17 protein-coding genes and 1 pseudogene are annotated in these 15767 nt (G+C 69.6%); 4 read left to right on the top strand and 14 right to left on the bottom strand.

Annotated elements, in window-relative coordinates:
• Nucleotides 1–186 precede the first annotated feature (186 nt).
• On the top strand, nucleotides 187–522 hold the full coding sequence (locus ABZ815_RS27170; RefSeq protein WP_357702616.1) for a hypothetical protein: 336 nt from the start codon (nucleotides 187–189) through the stop codon (nucleotides 520–522).
• Nucleotides 523–893: 371 nt separating this feature from the next.
• Nucleotides 894–1591 (top strand): annotated as a pseudogene (locus ABZ815_RS27165) (transposase family protein); the annotation flags it as partial.
• A gap of 333 nt (nucleotides 1592–1924) precedes the next feature.
• On the opposite strand, the gene ABZ815_RS27160 reads toward ABZ815_RS27165, so the two are convergent.
• Complete coding sequence (locus tag ABZ815_RS27160) at nucleotides 1925–3088, bottom strand: acyl-CoA dehydrogenase family protein (RefSeq protein WP_357702614.1); 1164 nt, start codon at nucleotides 3086–3088, stop codon at nucleotides 1925–1927.
• A gap of 123 nt (nucleotides 3089–3211) precedes the next feature.
• On the opposite strand from ABZ815_RS27160, the gene ABZ815_RS27155 reads away from it, so the two are divergent.
• A complete protein-coding gene (locus ABZ815_RS27155) occupies nucleotides 3212–4525 on the top strand; it encodes a UDP-glucose/GDP-mannose dehydrogenase family protein (protein ID WP_357702612.1) in 1314 nt (437 codons plus the stop codon).
• A gap of 184 nt (nucleotides 4526–4709) precedes the next feature.
• Here the strand turns inward: ABZ815_RS27155 and purE are convergent, their stop codons facing one another.
• From purE to ABZ815_RS27140, 3 genes are read right to left on the bottom strand one after another with little or no spacing between them, the layout of a single operon-like run.
• A complete protein-coding gene (gene purE / locus ABZ815_RS27150; protein WP_357702729.1) occupies nucleotides 4710–5186 on the bottom strand; it encodes a 5-(carboxyamino)imidazole ribonucleotide mutase in 477 nt (158 codons plus the stop codon).
• Between the two features lie 20 nt (nucleotides 5187–5206).
• The gene (locus ABZ815_RS27145; protein ID WP_357702610.1) at nucleotides 5207–6355 is read right to left on the bottom strand and encodes a 5-(carboxyamino)imidazole ribonucleotide synthase; all 1149 of its coding nucleotides are present in this window, start codon (nucleotides 6353–6355) and stop codon (nucleotides 5207–5209) included.
• 42 nt (nucleotides 6356–6397) lie between these two features.
• Entirely contained in the window at nucleotides 6398–7171 is a 774-nt protein-coding gene (locus tag ABZ815_RS27140) for a hypothetical protein (RefSeq protein ID WP_357702608.1), read from the bottom strand.
• A gap of 227 nt (nucleotides 7172–7398) precedes the next feature.
• On the opposite strand from ABZ815_RS27140, the gene ABZ815_RS27135 reads away from it, so the two are divergent.
• Complete coding sequence (locus tag ABZ815_RS27135; RefSeq protein WP_357702606.1) at nucleotides 7399–7875, top strand: GtrA family protein; 477 nt, start codon at nucleotides 7399–7401, stop codon at nucleotides 7873–7875.
• Here ABZ815_RS27135 and ABZ815_RS27130 read toward each other — a convergent pair.
• From ABZ815_RS27130 to ABZ815_RS27085, 10 genes are all read right to left on the bottom strand, one after another.
• The gene (locus tag ABZ815_RS27130) at nucleotides 7859–9136 is read right to left on the bottom strand and encodes an ATP-binding protein (protein ID WP_357702604.1); all 1278 of its coding nucleotides are present in this window, start codon (nucleotides 9134–9136) and stop codon (nucleotides 7859–7861) included. The two genes, ABZ815_RS27135 and ABZ815_RS27130, sit on opposite strands and share 17 nt — an antisense overlap.
• 4 nt (nucleotides 9137–9140) lie before the next feature.
• Nucleotides 9141–9809 carry a response regulator transcription factor gene (locus ABZ815_RS27125; protein WP_043620820.1) on the bottom strand — a complete coding sequence of 223 codons (669 nt, stop codon included), beginning with the start codon at nucleotides 9807–9809 and terminating at the stop codon, nucleotides 9141–9143.
• A 319-nt stretch (nucleotides 9810–10128) separates the two neighbouring features.
• Complete coding sequence (locus ABZ815_RS27120; RefSeq protein WP_357702602.1) at nucleotides 10129–10668, bottom strand: hypothetical protein; 540 nt, start codon at nucleotides 10666–10668, stop codon at nucleotides 10129–10131.
• A 136-nt stretch (nucleotides 10669–10804) separates the two neighbouring features.
• A complete protein-coding gene (gene bfr / locus ABZ815_RS27115; RefSeq protein ID WP_357702600.1) occupies nucleotides 10805–11290 on the bottom strand; it encodes a bacterioferritin in 486 nt (161 codons plus the stop codon).
• Nucleotides 11291–11315: 25 nt separating this feature from the next.
• Nucleotides 11316–11492, bottom strand: coding sequence for a (2Fe-2S)-binding protein (locus ABZ815_RS27110; protein WP_125632481.1), 177 nt, complete (start codon nucleotides 11490–11492; stop codon nucleotides 11316–11318).
• Between the two features lie 120 nt (nucleotides 11493–11612).
• The gene (locus ABZ815_RS27105; protein ID WP_357702598.1) at nucleotides 11613–12233 is read right to left on the bottom strand and encodes an MBL fold metallo-hydrolase; all 621 of its coding nucleotides are present in this window, start codon (nucleotides 12231–12233) and stop codon (nucleotides 11613–11615) included.
• Nucleotides 12234–13319, bottom strand: a complete 1086-nt coding sequence (locus ABZ815_RS27100; RefSeq protein WP_357702596.1) for an S-(hydroxymethyl)mycothiol dehydrogenase — start codon at nucleotides 13317–13319, stop codon at nucleotides 12234–12236.
• Nucleotides 13320–13334: 15 nt separating this feature from the next.
• Nucleotides 13335–14252 carry an adenylate/guanylate cyclase domain-containing protein gene (locus ABZ815_RS27095; RefSeq protein ID WP_357702727.1) on the bottom strand — a complete coding sequence of 306 codons (918 nt, stop codon included), beginning with the start codon at nucleotides 14250–14252 and terminating at the stop codon, nucleotides 13335–13337.
• Between the two features lie 83 nt (nucleotides 14253–14335).
• Nucleotides 14336–14854 carry a PH domain-containing protein gene (locus ABZ815_RS27090; protein WP_357702594.1) on the bottom strand — a complete coding sequence of 173 codons (519 nt, stop codon included), beginning with the start codon at nucleotides 14852–14854 and terminating at the stop codon, nucleotides 14336–14338.
• A gap of 46 nt (nucleotides 14855–14900) precedes the next feature.
• On the bottom strand, nucleotides 14901–15722 hold the full coding sequence (locus tag ABZ815_RS27085; RefSeq protein ID WP_357702592.1) for a biotin--[acetyl-CoA-carboxylase] ligase: 822 nt from the start codon (nucleotides 15720–15722) through the stop codon (nucleotides 14901–14903).
• Nucleotides 15723–15767: the final 45 nt, after the last annotated feature.

Raw genomic sequence — 15767 nt, 5'->3', positions numbered from 1 at the left:
GTAGTCTCGACTCCTGACCAGACCGTTCCGATTCAACTCCGAGCAAACCTGCTCCCAGGTGAGCCAGACTTCAGGGTGAGACCCTTCGACGTGAGCGGTTCGCAGTCTGTATCGAAACTCCACTAGATCAACCACACAACGACCCGGCCCACTGTTCTTTATATGCACGGTCCAGCGAGAGCGAATATGACTACTCGCCACCTTTTCGTCACCTCTGGTGCCCAGTGTGGCCGAGATGGACTTCGAGAACTGATCGCGCGCGATAAGCAGGCCGCCAAGTATCACGACGAGATTGGCCGCGGTTTGGACATCGAATACAGTAAATCGCCAGGGCCACGCCGCAAGCATGTGTGGAGCGACGTTACGGCGAACAATTTCCCACACCAGGTCGATCAGCAGAAAAATTACGACAACGCCCGGAAGGACCGTCTGCAAGCGTCGCCGCCGTATGCAGACAGGCGGACCATTGACTTTAACCCTTTTATGGACACCGTGAGCCCTCACAGCATGCCAACGAACTGACGCGCCGCTCAGTTCCACGGAAATTCGGATGAACCATAAATAGCGTTCTATGATGCCTACATCAGGAATACACGTCGGCTTGATCGTCCTCTCGCGGGGAACCGGCCCGCACTCGCCTGAACGAGTTGCCGTTCTCCTTCACACGCTTGTCGATGATCTTCCTCTCTCGCCGGCATTCCGGCCGGCACGCAGGCTTGTCCTGGTGCAGCCGGTATGGCGCCCCTTGCGGTAACCAAGGAGACGAAAACCGCGCCAGTGCGCCTCGCACAACATCTACTGAGCTCTCTTCGCTCAACGACGCTGGTAGGGATTAGATGCGCGGAGCAGTGGCGGATGACCTGAGGCTCCAGACAAGACAGCAGTTGACCAAGATCCGATGCACCAGCCAGGAACCTCATTGCCCTTACCGTGCCTCGATCCCGCTGTCCAACCACATCCTCGCCCACCTGACCGGCCCCATCCGTACCCAGCGAGCCGAACGCCGCTCTCGGGGACAGGGGTCAGATGCGCCCGCGAAGCGCTGCTCGTCGTCCACCTGCGCAATGGCGACATCTACACGTACCCGGCCCTCGGCTTCTCCGTCGACATCACACGACCAGCACGTGCGGCCCGGTCGGCCTACACCCACCTTGGACGGCACCCGAATCCGGATCGACCCCTGACTGAGGAGTAGCCGCACTACAGCGGCCAAGCAACATGGAGTCAACGTGCAGCTGCTTGCTGATCCGGTGAGCCGGCTGGTGCAGGCCCACCCGCGCTATTGGGCGTGGTGCACGACGTGAATGCTGCTCGGACAGTCGGGCTGGCCAACGCCTTGACCGACGTCGGCGTGAAGCCCTTCGCCAACAAGGGCTACCAAGGCGTGCGCGGCGCGGTTCGGACGCCGTCCAAGCGGCATCGCCAGCGACCCTGGCCATCCCAGGCGCAGCGAGACATTGACCGCGTCCAGGCCCGCATCCGCGCCATGGGGGCACGCGCCGCCGGGACCATGAGGAAGGTGCCGACGAAGCCGCGCTGCTGCCCGCATCGAGCGGCCGGACGCCTGGAGGCCCTCTTCCTCCTGCAGCTCAACACAGAAAGCCCAGCGCGGGCAAGCTCGCAGGGACCGAGGTTTGCGTGCTGGTGCCCTCGGTGCTGCGGTGTTCGCAACGAGAACCGGAGAGCTGTGGCCTCGGTCAGCCCCAAGCGCTCATCCACAAGGAGTTGCCCTTTGTGCGAACTGCGCGCCCACTGGATGCCTGGTTCCTACGAGCGGGGCCACTCGGTGATCAGAGGCCGTCTGTTCCGTCCGCGCGGCGTTTCTCACGGAACACGCACGGAAGAGTGATCGTCAGGCTCACGACCACAGGACGACGAACCCCGCCTCAGCCGACCGGCAGGCGGGGTTTTCGCACGTCAGGGGCTACTTGAGGAGCTGGCGGGCCATGACCATGCGCTGGATCTGGTTGGTGCCCTCGTAGATCTGGGTGATCTTGGCGTCGCGCATCATGCGTTCCACCGGGAAGTCCTTTGTGTACCCGTATCCGCCCAGGAGTTGCACCGCGTCCGTGGTGATCTCCATGGCGGCGTCCGAGGCGGCGCACTTGGCGGCGCTCGACAGGAAGGTCAGGTCCTTCTGCGGCCGGCCGTGCATGGCCAGTTCGCTCTTGGCGGCGGCGCGGTAGGTCAGCTGCCTGGCGGCCTCCAGCTTCATCGCCATGTCGGCGATCATGAACTGCAAACCCTGGAAGTCGCCGATCGGGCGGCCGAACTGCTTGCGTTCCTTCACGTAGCCGATCGCGTAGTCCAGGGCGCCCTGGGCGATGCCCAGTGCCTGGGCGGCGATGGTGACGCGGGTGTGGTCGAGGGTGGCGAGGGCCGTCTTGAAGCCGGTGCCGGGCTCGCCGATCATGCGGGACGCCGGGATGCGGACGTTCTCCAGGATCACCTGGCGGGTCGGCGAGGCCTTGATGCCGAGCTTCTTCTCCTTCGGCCCGAAGGAGACCCCTTCGTCGGACTTCTCCACCACGAAGGCGGAGATGCCCCGGGCGCCCGCGGACGGGTCCGTCACGGCCATCAGCGTGTAGTACTCGGAGACGCCGGCGTTGGTGATCCACATCTTGGTGCCGTTGAGCACGTAGTGGTCGCCGTCGAGAACGGCGCGGGTCTTCATGGCGGCGGCGTCGGAGCCCGCCTCCGGCTCGGACAGCGCGTACGAGAACATGGCCTCGCCCCTCGCCACCGGCTTCAGGTAACGCTGCTTGAGCTCCTCGGACGCCGAGAGCAGGAGCGGCACGGTGCCCAGCTTGTTGACCGCCGGGATGAGCGAGGACGACGCGCAGGCCCGCGCGACCTCCTCGATGACGATCACCGCGGCCAGCGCGTCAGCCCCTGCGCCCCCGTACTCCTCGGGAACGTGTACGGCGTGCAGGTCGGCGGCGACGAGGGCCTTGTAGACGTCCCAGGGGAACTCTTCGGACTCGTCGGCCGCCGCGGCCTGCGGCGCGATCTTCTCGTCGGCCAGGGCGCGGACCGTCTCCCTGAGCATGTCGTGCTCTTCGGCGGGCGCATAGAGAGGGAAGCTCATGCATAGATACTAGGACGTCCGAGCACTTTGTTACCAGCTAGTACGGTTTGCGAACAGGTGCAGGTGGCACGAAGGAGGTAGCGAAGGCCGGTAGCATGCCTGGCGATCGAAAGGAGCTCGCTCGTGCCATATCGCCTCACGGTGATCGGGACCGGATACCTGGGCATCACGCATGCGTCCTGCATGGCTGATCTCGGATTCGAAGTCCTTGGCCTCGACATTGACGCGGACAAGATCCGCCGGCTGAACAACGGTGAGCTCCCCATTCACGAGCCCGGGCTGGAACCCGTGCTCCGCCGTGGGCTCGACTCCGGACGTCTTCGCTTCACCAGCTCCTACGAAGAGGTCGCCGCCTTCGGTGACGTGCACTTCGTCTGCGTCGGCACGCCCCAGAAGAAGGGCGAGTACGCCGCGGACGTGTCGTACATGGAAAACGCCATCGAATCGCTCGCGCCGCTCCTCGACCGCGAGTGCCTGGTCGTGGGCAAGTCCACCGTGCCGGTCGGCACCGCCGAGCGCATGGCCGACAAGCTCGCCCGCCTGGCCCCCGCGGGTGTCGGCGTCGAGCTGGCGTGGAACCCGGAGTTCCTGCGCGAGGGCTTCGCGGTCGAGGACACCCTCCACCCCGACCGCATCGTGCTCGGCGTGCGCTCGGAGCGGGCCGAGAAGGTGCTGCGCGACGTGTACGCGCCGCTCGGGGAGGTCCCGTTCGTGGTGACCGACTTCGCGACGTCCGAGCTGGTCAAGACGGCGGCCAACGCCTTCCTCGCCACCAAGATCTCCTTCATCAACGCCATGGCCGAGGTCTGCGAGGCCGCGCACGCCGACGTCAAGCAGCTCTCCGAGGCGCTCTCGTACGACGACCGCATCGGCGGGCGCTTCCTCAACGCCGGGCTCGGCTTCGGCGGCGGCTGCCTGCCCAAGGACATCAGGGCCTTCATGGCCCGGGCCGGCGAGCTGGGGGCCGACCAGGCGCTGACGTTCCTGCGCGAGGTCGACGCGATCAACATGCGCCGGCGTGCCCGCATGGTCGACCTGGCCAGGGAGCTGGCGGGCGGCTCGTTCCACGGGTGCACGGTCGGCGTGCTGGGCGCGGCCTTCAAGCCGAACTCGGACGACATTCGCGACTCCCCCGCCCTTGACGTCGCCGTGACGATCGGCCACCAGGGCGGACAGGTCACCGTCTACGACCCGATCGCGCTCGACAACGCTCGTAAGGCTCATCCGGAGCTGAACTACGGCGAGTCGGCCGTCGACGCGGTCCGTGGAGCGCACGTGGTGCTGCTGCTGACGGAGTGGAAAGAGTTCCTGGAGCTCGATCCGGAGGAGCTGGGCGCGGTGGTCGCGACCCGGCGCATCGTCGACGGCCGCAACGCGCTCAACGCCGAGGTGTGGCGCTCGGCCGGCTGGCACTACCGGGCACTCGGCCGCCCGTAGCCCCTGCACCCGCCCGCCGCAGCTCACCGGGTGCCCGGAGAAGGACCTCCCGGCACCCGCAAAAGACACCCGGATGCCCGGAGACAAGACCTCCCGACACCCGCAGAAACGCCCCCGGGCGCCCGAAGACAAGACCTCCTGGGCGCCCGTCCTGAAAGGGCCTGTACGGCTCTGAGCTGCATGCTCAGAGCTCAGCGGCCTCGGCGCGCAGCTTCTCGCCCTTGGCGTACGCCTGCTCCTTGAGACGCCCCTGGAACTCCTCCATGCGCTCACGCAGCCCGGCGTCGGAGGCCCCGAGGATGCGTACGGCCAGCAGCCCCGCGTTACGCGCGCCCCCGACCGCGACCGTGGCAACCGGCACCCCGGCCGGCATCTGGACGATCGACAGCAGCGAGTCCATCCCGTCGAGGTACTTCAGCGGCACCGGCACCCCGATCACCGGCAGCGGCGTCACCGAGGCCAGCATGCCCGGCAGGTGTGCCGCGCCGCCGGCGCCCGCGATGATCACCCGGATGCCGCGGGAGGCCGCCTGCCGCCCGTACTCGATCATCTCGACCGGCATGCGGTGGGCCGAGACGACGTCCGCCTCGAACGGCACCCCGAACTCCGCCACGGCCTCGGCCGCGGCCTTCATCACGGGCCAGTCGGAATCCGACCCCATGACGATCCCGATGCGCTCTGTCACGTGTACTCCCCGGTCATGAGGTAGACGGCGGCGTGGCGGGCGCGGGCGCGGACCTTGTCGAGGTCGGAGCCCAGAGCCGTGACGTGGCCGATCTTGCGGCCCGGACGCACTTCCTTGCCGTAGAAGTGCAGCTTGATGCCGGGGTCGTGGGCCAGCACGTGCTCGTAGCGCTTGAACAGGTCGGGGTCGTCGCCGCCCAGCAGGTTGGCCATGACCACGACGGGGGCGGTCATCGACGGCGAGCCGAGCGGCAGGTCGAGCACGGCCCGCAGGTGCTGCTCGAACTGGGACGTGGTCGAGCCCTCGATCGTCCAGTGGCCGCTGTTGTGGGGGCGCATGGCCAGCTCGTTCACCACGAGGCCGTCGGCCGTCTGGAACAGCTCCACCGCCAGCAGCCCGGTCACGCCCAGCTCATGGGCGATCTTCAGGCCGATGCGCTGGGCGACGGCGGCGTCCTCGGGGTCCATGCCGGGGGCGGGGGCGAGCACCTCGACGCAGATGCCGTCCTGCTGCACGGTCTCCACGACCGGATAGCTGACGCCCTGCCCGTGGGGCGAGCGGGCCACCAGCACCGCGAGCTCCCGTTCGAACGGCACGAACGCCTCGGCCATCAGCTCGACGCCGGTCGCGAACGCCTCGGCCACCTCTTCGGGCGTACGGCAGACCCACACGCCGCGCCCGTCGTAGCCGCCGCGCACCGACTTCAGCACCACCGGCCAGCCGTGCTCGCCGGCGAACGCCGAGACGTCCTCGGCGGAGGCGACCCGGGCCCAGGCGGGGCAGGGCACGCCGATCGCGGTCAGCCGCTCGCGCATGACCGCCTTGTCCTGGGCGTGCACGAGCGCGTCGGCGCCCGGGTGCACGGCGTGGCCGTCGGCGATCAGGGCCCTGATGTGCTCGGTCGGCACGTGCTCGTGGTCGAACGTGATCGCGTCGCAACCCTGGGCGAACGCGCGCAGATCGGCCAGGTCGCGGTAGTCGCCGACCCGGGTGTCGACGATCACCCGTGCGGCGCTCTCGCCGGCGGCGGCGGCCAGCACCCTCAGCTCGACCCCGAGCGCGATGGCGGGCTGCTGCGTCATCCGGGCGAGCTGGCCGGCGCCGACCACGCCGACGACCGGCCCGATGGGACTGTAGGAACTCACGTGAGGTGAGCTTACCGGGACGGAACGACTACCTCGCCGTTGTCAACTCGCGCGGGCCCGGCGCAGCCCGAGCGTCCTGATCCGGTTGCCCGCGCCGACGAGGCTGGCCATCACCACCAGGTCCGTACGCCCGCCCTCGTACGTCAGGCGCAGGGCGTCGAAGACCAGGACGGAACCGGCGGCCACCGGGATCGCGAGGGTACGGGTGCCGTACAGCTCCACGTCGGCGCGCCGCGCGGTGACGTCCTTGAGCAGGCCGCGCAGCGGATCGCCGGACGGGAAGCGCACCCCCGCCACCCCGGCCGGGTCGGTGAGGTACGTGAGGTGCCGCTGCGGCACCAGGCGGGCCTGCCTGACCAGCGACGACGGCGCCTCGGCGGCCTCCCGCGCCGGCTCGCCGGGCACGGGGACCGGTCCGGCGCCCAGCCGCCAGCGTCCGTCCTCCAGGAAGAACAGGTAGTACGCGGGCGTGGGCTCGCGGGCCAGCGCGGCGAACCAGTCGCCTTCGTCGGGCAGCAGGTGGACGGGGTCGGCGGGGAGGGCTGGACGGCCGTTCCGGGTCGCCTCGCAGGCACGGCCGTCCAGCGTCCGCTCCGCCCACGTGGTCAGCTCCCGTACGGCGGCGCAGTCCCGCCGCCGCCAGGCTTCGTCGACCTGCCGGAGCAGCGAGAACGCCTGCTCGGCGGTCGCCGGGTCGACCCGTGGTGCGGCTGCCGGGGCAGTCGTGCGGTCCTCCTGGAGCACCGGGGCGCCGCCGGTCGTGCCACAGCCCGCTGTGAGCAGGGCCAGCACCAACGCGAGCAGTCGAAGCGGCACAGGTGGCTCCCGGGAGGGCGGCCGTCTGGAGCGGCAGGTCCGACATCGCGGGCGGGCCCGCGATCTGAACGGCAGCGTAATGCCGATCTTTCAGAAATGCCGCTAATAAGACGATATTTCTAGAAGTCGTCTTTGCGGGGTATGTTCCGCCCCCTGACACCGGCCGTACGACATCGCCGGTACGCTGAGTTGGTCAGTCTCGACTAGGGAAAGGACCGAGCGCGGACGTGCAGATTGCCAAGCGCCTCTACCAGCGGTTCGAGTCCCTGGTCCACGAGCTGGCCAAGTTCGGGAGCATCGGGGCCGTCGCCTTCCTGCTCGACACCGGTGTTTACAACCTCTTCCTGCTCGGCTTCGAGTGGGGTCCGCTCACCTCCAAGGTCGTGGCCACCACGCTCTCGGCCACCTTCGCCTACCTGGGCAACCGCTTCTGGACCTTCCGCCACCGCGAGCAGAGCGGCCTCGGCCGCGAATACTTCCTGTTCTTCCTGCTCAACGGCGTCGCCCTGCTGTTCGGCCTGCTGGTGATCGGCTTCACCAAGTACACCCTCCAGCTGCACGACGGCCTCAGCCTGAACATCGCCAACTTCGCCGGCGTCGGGCTCGGCACGCTGTTCCGCTACTGGTCGTACAAGAAGTGGGTGTTCCTGGAGGCCACCGAGCCGATCCCGGTCGAGCTGCCCGAGGTCAGGCAGGACCGCTGACCACGCGGTTCCTGCTGTCCTCCTCCGCCGGGCGCAGGAAGATGGCGAACGTCGCCGGGCGGCGCCGTACCAGTTCCAGCCGTCCGCCGTCGGCCGCGGCCAGCGCCCGGGCGAGGGTGAGCCCGAGGCCGGTGCCTCCGCCGCCGCTGACGTTCCGTTCGAAGATCTTGGGTGCGATCTCGTCGGCGATGCCGGGGCCCTCGTCGGAGACCTCGATCACGATGTAGTTGTCGCCGCTGGTGGTGGTGACGGTGACCGTGCCGCCGCCGTGGCGCAGGGAGTTCTCCAGCAGCGAGGCGATGACCTGGCCGAAGCCGCCGGTGGTGGCCATCGCCTTCAGGCCGCGGGTGCCGTCGAGGTGCAGCGTGCGGCCCGCCTCGCGGAAGACCGGCTCCCACTCGGTGACCTGCTGCACGAGCACCTCGTCGATGGCGACCGGCTCGGCCTGGGCGTGGCGCTGGCGACGGGCCGCCGCCAGCAGCTCGTCGATCACCGCGGTCAGCCGCTCGGCCTGCACGATGGCCGCCTCGCCCTCCTCGCGGACGACCTCCGGCTCGTTCGAGGCTGCGACGATCTCCTCCAGACGCATGGTCAGGCCGGTCAGGGGCGTGCGGAGCTGATGGGAGGCGTCGGTGGCGAACTCACGTTCGCGGGTGAGCAGGTCGGAGATGCGGGTGGCGCTGCGGTCGAGCACCTGGGCCACGCGGTCGAGCTCGGGGATGCCGTAGCGGTGCTTGCTCGGCCGCGCGTCGCCCGACCCCAGCCGTTCGGCGATCTTCGCCAGGTCCTGCAGGGGCAACGTCAGCCTGCGTGACTGTACGACGGCCAGGCTCACGGCCACCGCGAGTGCCGCGACGGCCAGGGCCACGATCAGCAGCAGCCTGGCCCGCACGTCCCGCTCGACCTGGTCTCTGTCACGACTTATGCGGACATAGACGCCGGTGTTGGTCTGTGCGTCCTCGGTCATCAGGTGGCCCGACGCCGGCGCGGTGCCGACGACGGTCACCCTCAGAGGGGTTCCGCGTTCCCAGATCTGGATGTACCTGCCCGGGTACTTCTGCTCCAGTTGCTGCGGATCGAGCGGGGTCTCCTGGACGCGGGCGTACTCGACCTCGCCCACGAGACGTTTGGCTTCCGCCCCGAGCTCCTGAGCCGCCTCGTCGACGATCAGGCGGCTGACCACGACGCCCAGGGGGACCCCCAGCAACAGGACCGCGATGACCGCGACGACCAGTGTGGAGGAGAGCAGTCGACGGCGCATGCGCCTACTCGCGTTCGAACCGGAAGCCGACTCCCCGGACTGTCGTGATGTAGCGGGGCTTGGCGGCATCGTCGCCGAGTTTGCGGCGCAGCCAGGAGATGTGCATGTCGAGGGTCTTGGTCGAACCCCACCAGTTGGTGTCCCACACCTCGCGCATGATCTGCTCGCGGGTGACGACCTTGCCCGCGTCGCGGACCAGGACCCGCAGCAGGTCGAACTCCTTGGTCGTCAGGTGCAGCTCCTTCTCCCCCATCCAGGCGCGGCGGGAGTCGGCGTCGATGCGCACCCCCTGCACGACCGGGGTCTCCGACGTGCCGCGCCGCAACAGCGCGCGCACCCGGGCCAGCAGCTCGGCCAGCCGGAACGGCTTGGTCACGTAGTCGTCGGCGCCGGCGTCGAGGCCGACGACGGTGTCGACCTCGTCCACGCGGGCCGTGAGTATGAGCACCGGGGTGCCGTGCCCTTCGGCACGGATCCGGCGGGCGACCTCCAGGCCGTCCATCTCTGGCAGCCCGAGGTCGAGAACGATGAGGTCGATGCCGCCCGACAGGGCCCTCTCCAGGGCCTGCGGGCCGTCGGGGCTCACCTCTACCTGATAGCCCTCGCGGCGTAGCGCACGCGCGAGTGGCTCGGAGATCGAGGTGTCATCCTCGGCGAGAAGTACGCAGGTCATGGAGCGATCGTAGGTCCTTAGGCGATCGTTTCCCGGGCACAGCGCGCGGTTTGACTTGTCGTTGACCTATCCATTGACCTGGGCAAACGAAGCTAAATAAGGGTTAGTCGTGATTAAATTACCGCGATTGTCGAGGGGAAATCACAAAGCGCTCCAGGCTTTCCGATCACATCACGTAAGCCCGTTTCTGCGGGCAAGACCCGCCGTCCGGCGCGCCGCGCGCCACGCGTACCGGGCTACCGCCGGACGAACCCCGGCACCCCGGACACCGGTCGCACGTGACCGGCATCCGGGGCGTGACACCCCGGTCAGGGGCTGCTCAGAGCCAGCTCGCCCGGACGGACGTGGCCGGGCCACCGGCCGGCGCGGTGCCCAGCTCGCCGGCGTGTACCCGGTCGAGCAGGCGGCGGACCGTGTCGACGATCTCGGGGGCGGTCTCGCGCAGGCTCGCCGCGTCGTCCGGGCCGACCTCGGCGGGATCGACGCCCGACTGGCGCAGCACGCCGTCGAGGTCGGCCAGCCGCTCCCCCAGCCACTTCAGCGGCTCGGCCGACAGCTCCTCGTCGAACACCCGCCGGTCGGGCTCCCAGCCGCTGGAGCCGGGGTGGTGGTGCGTACGGTCGAAGCTGCCCGGCGTGCCGTCGACGGACTCCAGCAGGTCGACCCGCCAGACGAGCTGGTCGACGACGATGGGACGGGCCGAGTAGATCGACCCCTTGAGCTCGCCCGGCGCGAGCCTGCGGATCTCCAGGCGCACACCGTGCTCGGCGCCCTCCTGGTGCTCCCCGGGGTCGGGGTCGACGAAGTACAGGTCGCTGACGGCCACGCCGATGCGCTCGAAGCCGAAGAGATAGAGCATGGAGACCACTCCCTCACAGGTGTCCGGGGCTCGCCTTCCCCAGTATCCGTCAGGCCGCCGCGGCCGGCCGGTGGGCGGCGGAAAAGACGACGGCCCCGCTGCCCGTAGGGGCGGCGGGGCCGGAGAGAGCGTGGCGCTAGTCGTCGACCGAGGGGGGTTCGGCGTAGCGGGCGAGGTAGAGCTGCTCGCCCAGGCTGCGCATCAGGCCCAGCTCGGTCTCCAGGTAGTCGATGTGCTCCTCTTCGTCCTCAAGGATGTCCTCGAAGATGCGGGCGGAGGTGATGTCGCCCTTCTCCCTCATCAGCTGGATCGCCGGCCGGAGCCGCTCGACCACCGCCAACTCCACCTCAAGGTCGGCCTTGAGCTGCTCCTCGACGGTCTGGCCGATGTGCAGCGTGCCGAGGCGCTGGTAGTTGGGCAGCCCCTCGAGGAACAGGATGCGGTCGGTCAGCCGTTCGGCGTGGCGCATCTCCTCGAAGGACTCGTCGCGCGTGTGCTTGGCCAGCCTGGTGTATCCCCAGTTCTCCTGCATCTTCGCGTGCAGGAAGTACTGGTTGATCGCCGTGAGCTCGGCGGTCAGCTGTTCGTTGAGGAGTTCGATGATCTGCTTGTCGCCCTGCATGAACGGGCCCCTCGTCGCGGTACGGCTATGCGGTCGTCAGTTCTTCAGACTGCTTCAGGATCGCACAGATCTTCCGTACACAACGGGCACAGTCCCCACCAGCACCAGTGGTGTCGCGAATCTGCTTCGCACTCTTCGCCCCGGAGGCGATGCAGTCGTGGACCTCGTTCTCGGTCACAGCACGACATATGCACACGTACATCCGGCGACAAGCCTCTCAAAGCGAGCAGAAGGGGATGCCTTTAGGTTAGGCACACCTAAGATAGCTCACTTCGGTAAGGCTTGCCTATGTTAGAGGCGTCACAGTGGGCTCACCCCCAGGTCAGTGGCCTCTCGCCCGCCACTCCTCCAGGTGCGGGGCCTCGGCCCCGATGGACGTGGAGTCGCCGTGACCGGTGTGCACGACCGTCTCGGGCGGCAGGGACAGCAGCCGCCCGGCGATCGACTCGATGATCGTGTCGAACGACGAGTACGACCGCCCGGTCGCCCCCGGGCCGCCCTTGAACAGCGTGTCACCGCTGAACAGCACGCCCGCGTCGGAGGCGTGCAGGCAGACCGCGCCCGGCGAGTGGCCCGGCGTGTGCAGCACCTCCAGCGCCACCCCGCCCACCGAGATCTTCTCGCCGTCGGCCAACGGCGTGTACGTCACCTCCGGCCCGTACACCTGCTCCCAGAGCACCTGGTCGGCGGGGTGCAGCCGGATCGGCGCCCCGGTCAGCTCGGCCAGCCGGGCGGCGGCGTTGACGTGGTCGTTGTGGGCGTGGGTGCACACGATGGCCTTGACCCGGCGCCCGCCCGCCCGCGCGGCGATGGCCTCGGCGTCGTGCGCGGCGTCGATGATCACGACCTCGCGCGCGTCGCCGACCAGCCAGATGTTGTTGTCGACCTCCCAGGTGCCGCCGTCGAGCGAGAACGTGCCGGAGGTGATGACGCGGTCGATCATCTAGAGGATCACCACCGAGCGCAGCACCTCGCCGCGGTGCATCTTGGCGAACGCCTCCTCGACCTGGTCGAGCCCGATCGTCTCGGTGACGAACCGGTCGAGCGGCAGCCGGTTCTGCAGGAACAGGTCGATCAGCATCGGGAAGTCCCGCGAGGGCAGGCAGTCGCCGTACCAGGACGACTTCAGCGCGCCGCCGCGGCCGAACACGTCGAGCAGCGGCAGTTCCAGCCGCATCTCCGGCGTCGGCACGCCGACCAGGACCACCGTGCCGGCCAGGTCGCGGGCGTAGAACGCCTGCTCGTACGTCTCGGGCCGGCCGACCGCCTCGATCACCACGTCCGCGCCGAACCCGCCGGTCAGGTCGCGGATCGCCTCGACCGGGTCGTTCTCCCGCGAGTTGACCGTGTGCGTCGCGCCGAACCCGCGGGCCCACTCCAGCTTGCGGTCGTCGACGTCGACGGCGATGATCCGGGACGCCCCGGCCAGCGACGCCCCCAGGACCGCCGCGTCGCCGACCCCGCCGCAGCCGATCACGGCCACGGTGTCGCCGCGTGTCACGCCGCCGGTGTTGATCGCCGCGCCGATGCCGGCCATCACGCCGCAGCCCAGCAGGCCCGCGACCTGGGCCGGCGCCTCGGCCGACACCTTCGTGCACTGCCCGGCCGCCACCAGGGTCTTCTCCAGGAACGCGCCGATGCCGAGCGCGGGCGACAGCTCGGTGCCGTCCTTGAGGGTCATCTTCTGGGTGGCGTTGTGGGTGGCGAAGCAGTACCAGGGCCGGCCGCGCAGGCAGGCGCGGCACTGGCCGCACACCGCGCGCCAGTTGAGGATCACGAAGTCGCCGGGCTCCAGCCCGGTCACGCCCTCGCCGACGGCCTCGACCGTGCCCGCCGCCTCGTGGCCCAGCAGGAACGGGAAGTCGTCGTTGATCCCGCCTTCGCGATAGTGCAGGTCGGTGTGGCAGACCCCGCAGGCCTGCACGTTCACCACCGCCTCGCCCGGCCCGGGGTCGGGGACGACCACCGTCTCCAGCGAAACTTCCTGGCCCTTACCGCGGGCGATCACGCCCTGCACTTCGTACGGCATGGCAGCCATCTTGTGTCAGGAGGATGATCTCCGCAAGACATAGGGCTGGACCACGCCGAGACCTCTTGCCGGACGCCTTCTGATCTTGTGGACCTCGATCCCGTCCGGCGCTCCGGCCAGGCCGTCGGCCAGCTCGGAGTCGACCAGGATCGTGCCCGGCCTGGCGATGGCCGTGAGCCGGGCGGCCAGGTTGACGGTGGTGCCGAACACGTCGCCCATCATGGGCACGACGGGCCCGTACGCCATGCCGATGCGCAGCTCCAGGCTGTCGGCGAGGTCGAGCGCGATCGCCGCGGCCTGGGCCGGGGCGGGCGCGGCGAACAGCACCTCGTCGCCGAGCGTCTTGACCAGCCGCGCGCCGTGCGCGGCCACCACGTCGGCGGCGCGCGACTCGAAGCCCTCGACCAGCGAGGCCAGCGCCCGTTCGTCCAGCTCGCGCGACCGCCGGGTGAAGGAGACCAGGTCGGCGAAGCCGACGGCGATCGACACGCGGCCCTGCGCCCGCTCGGCCTGGTCGTCGGCGACGGCCAGCAGCCGGGTGCCCGCGGCGGCGAGCTGGGCGCGCCAGACGTGCACCAGCAGGTGCTCGAAGTCGGGCAGCAGGGCCTTGGCGGTGTCGAGGACGCCGCTCAGGTCGGCGTCGGCGGGCGTGTCCGGGAGCATCGTGCCGATCACGATCTCGGCCTGCCACTGCGCCAGCCTGGCGGTGGTCTGGCCGAGCGCGCGGGCCATGCGGATGACGGCCTGCTCGTCGAGCAGGCCGCCGTCGAGCAGGCTGCGCACCCGGCGCAGCGCGGCCACGTCGGCGTCGCTGAACGCCACGGCGTCGTCGGGGAACTGGGCGAAGCCGAGCGCCCGCCAGATGCGCTGGGCGAGCTCCTGCGACACCCCGGCCCCGGCCGCGACCTGCGCGCGCGTGTGGCGGGCCGGCATGCCGACGAGCGTGCGCTCGATCTGTTCGGCGGTCGGCCTGCCGGGCGGTTGGGTGGCGTTCACGATCAGCAGGCTACGCCAACTCAGCGGCCGTCGATCTCTCCGTCGGACGCGTCCTCCACCAGCTTGAACAGGTCCATGCGGACGTCCTGGATGTGCGGGATGTCGCGCAGCACGATCTGGCCCCTCTCGCCCGCGGACTCGACGGTCAGCGTGCCGCAGCCGAGCATGCGCTCCAGGAACGTCTGGTCGGAGCTGACGGTGTTGACCTTGGCCATGGGGATCTCGTCGGTCGACTTGTTGAGCACGCCCATGCTGATCGTGAAGCGGTGGGTCGTCAGGTTGTAACCGGTGTTCTTCCACTGCAGGTAGGGCACGAACGAGAAGATCGTCAGCAGGATCAGGGCGATGGCGACGACGGCGATCCTGCCGTAGGAGGTGACGCTCTCCCCCCACGTGGTGGGGAAGAAGTACAGGGCCGCACCCGCTGCCGCGGCGATGAGGATCAGCGCGAAGAACGGGCCGACGAGGCGCTTCCAGTGGGGATGGAAGGATCGGACGCGCCGCTCACCCTGCGTCAGATGGTGGTCGGGAAGGGTCATGCCGCACATGCTGCCACCAACCCGGCCGAGCGGCTACGCCGCTGGCCTATCGGGCGGCCCGCACGTGCACGACGTCGCCCGCGCCCAGCGTGTAGCGCTCGCCGCCGGACGTCACCTGCAGATGGCCGGACCCGTCGATGCCGGTCGCCTGCCCGGTCAGCACCTGGTCGCCCGGCAGCTCCACGCGCACCTCACGGCCGACCGTGGCGCTGACGGCCAGGTAGGCGGCGCGCAGCCCGGCGGCCTCGGCGTCGCCGCCCGCCGCCTCCCACTCGCGGTAGTGGCTCTCGACCTCGCGCAGCACGGCCCGCAGCAGCGGGTCGCGGTCGACGCAGGCCGCCTCCTCGATGGCCAGGGACGTGGCCGTCTCGACCGGCGCCTCCTCGGCGCGGAGGGAGACGTTGAGCCCCATGCCGATGACGACGGCGTCGTCGACCCGCTCGGCCAGCACCCCGGCCAGCTTGCGCTCGCCCACCAGCAGGTCGTTGGGCCACTTGAGGCGCACGTCGACCTCGGCCAGCCGGCGTACGGCCGAGGCGGCGGCCACGCCGTACAGCAGCGGCAGCCACCCCTGGGCGGCGACCGGCGCCGTGGGCCTGAGCAGGACGGAGAACGTCAGCCCCGAGCGCGGCGGCGCCGACCAGGCGCGGTCGAGCCGGCCCCGGCCGGCGACCTGCGACTCGGCCACCAGCACCCGGCCCTGCTCGGCCCCGGCCTGGGCGGCCATGGCGAGGTCGGCGTTGGTCGAGCCGGTGGTCTCGACGACGGTGACGCCGGTCCACAGGGTTCCCGGGCGCACGAGGGCGCGGTTGAGCGCGGCCTCCGAGAGCGGCGGGCGGTCGAGGTCGGAGTAGCGCGAGGTGGCCATCCCCCTATCTTGGCCGACCCCGTGCCGAGGTCGTGGCACCGCACC

Origin of the sequence: Nonomuraea sp. NPDC047529, assembly GCF_040642995.1 — a bacterium.
GTDB lineage: Bacteria > Actinomycetota > Actinomycetes > Streptosporangiales > Streptosporangiaceae > Nonomuraea.
This window is presented reverse-complemented; position numbering and strand designations above follow the sequence as displayed.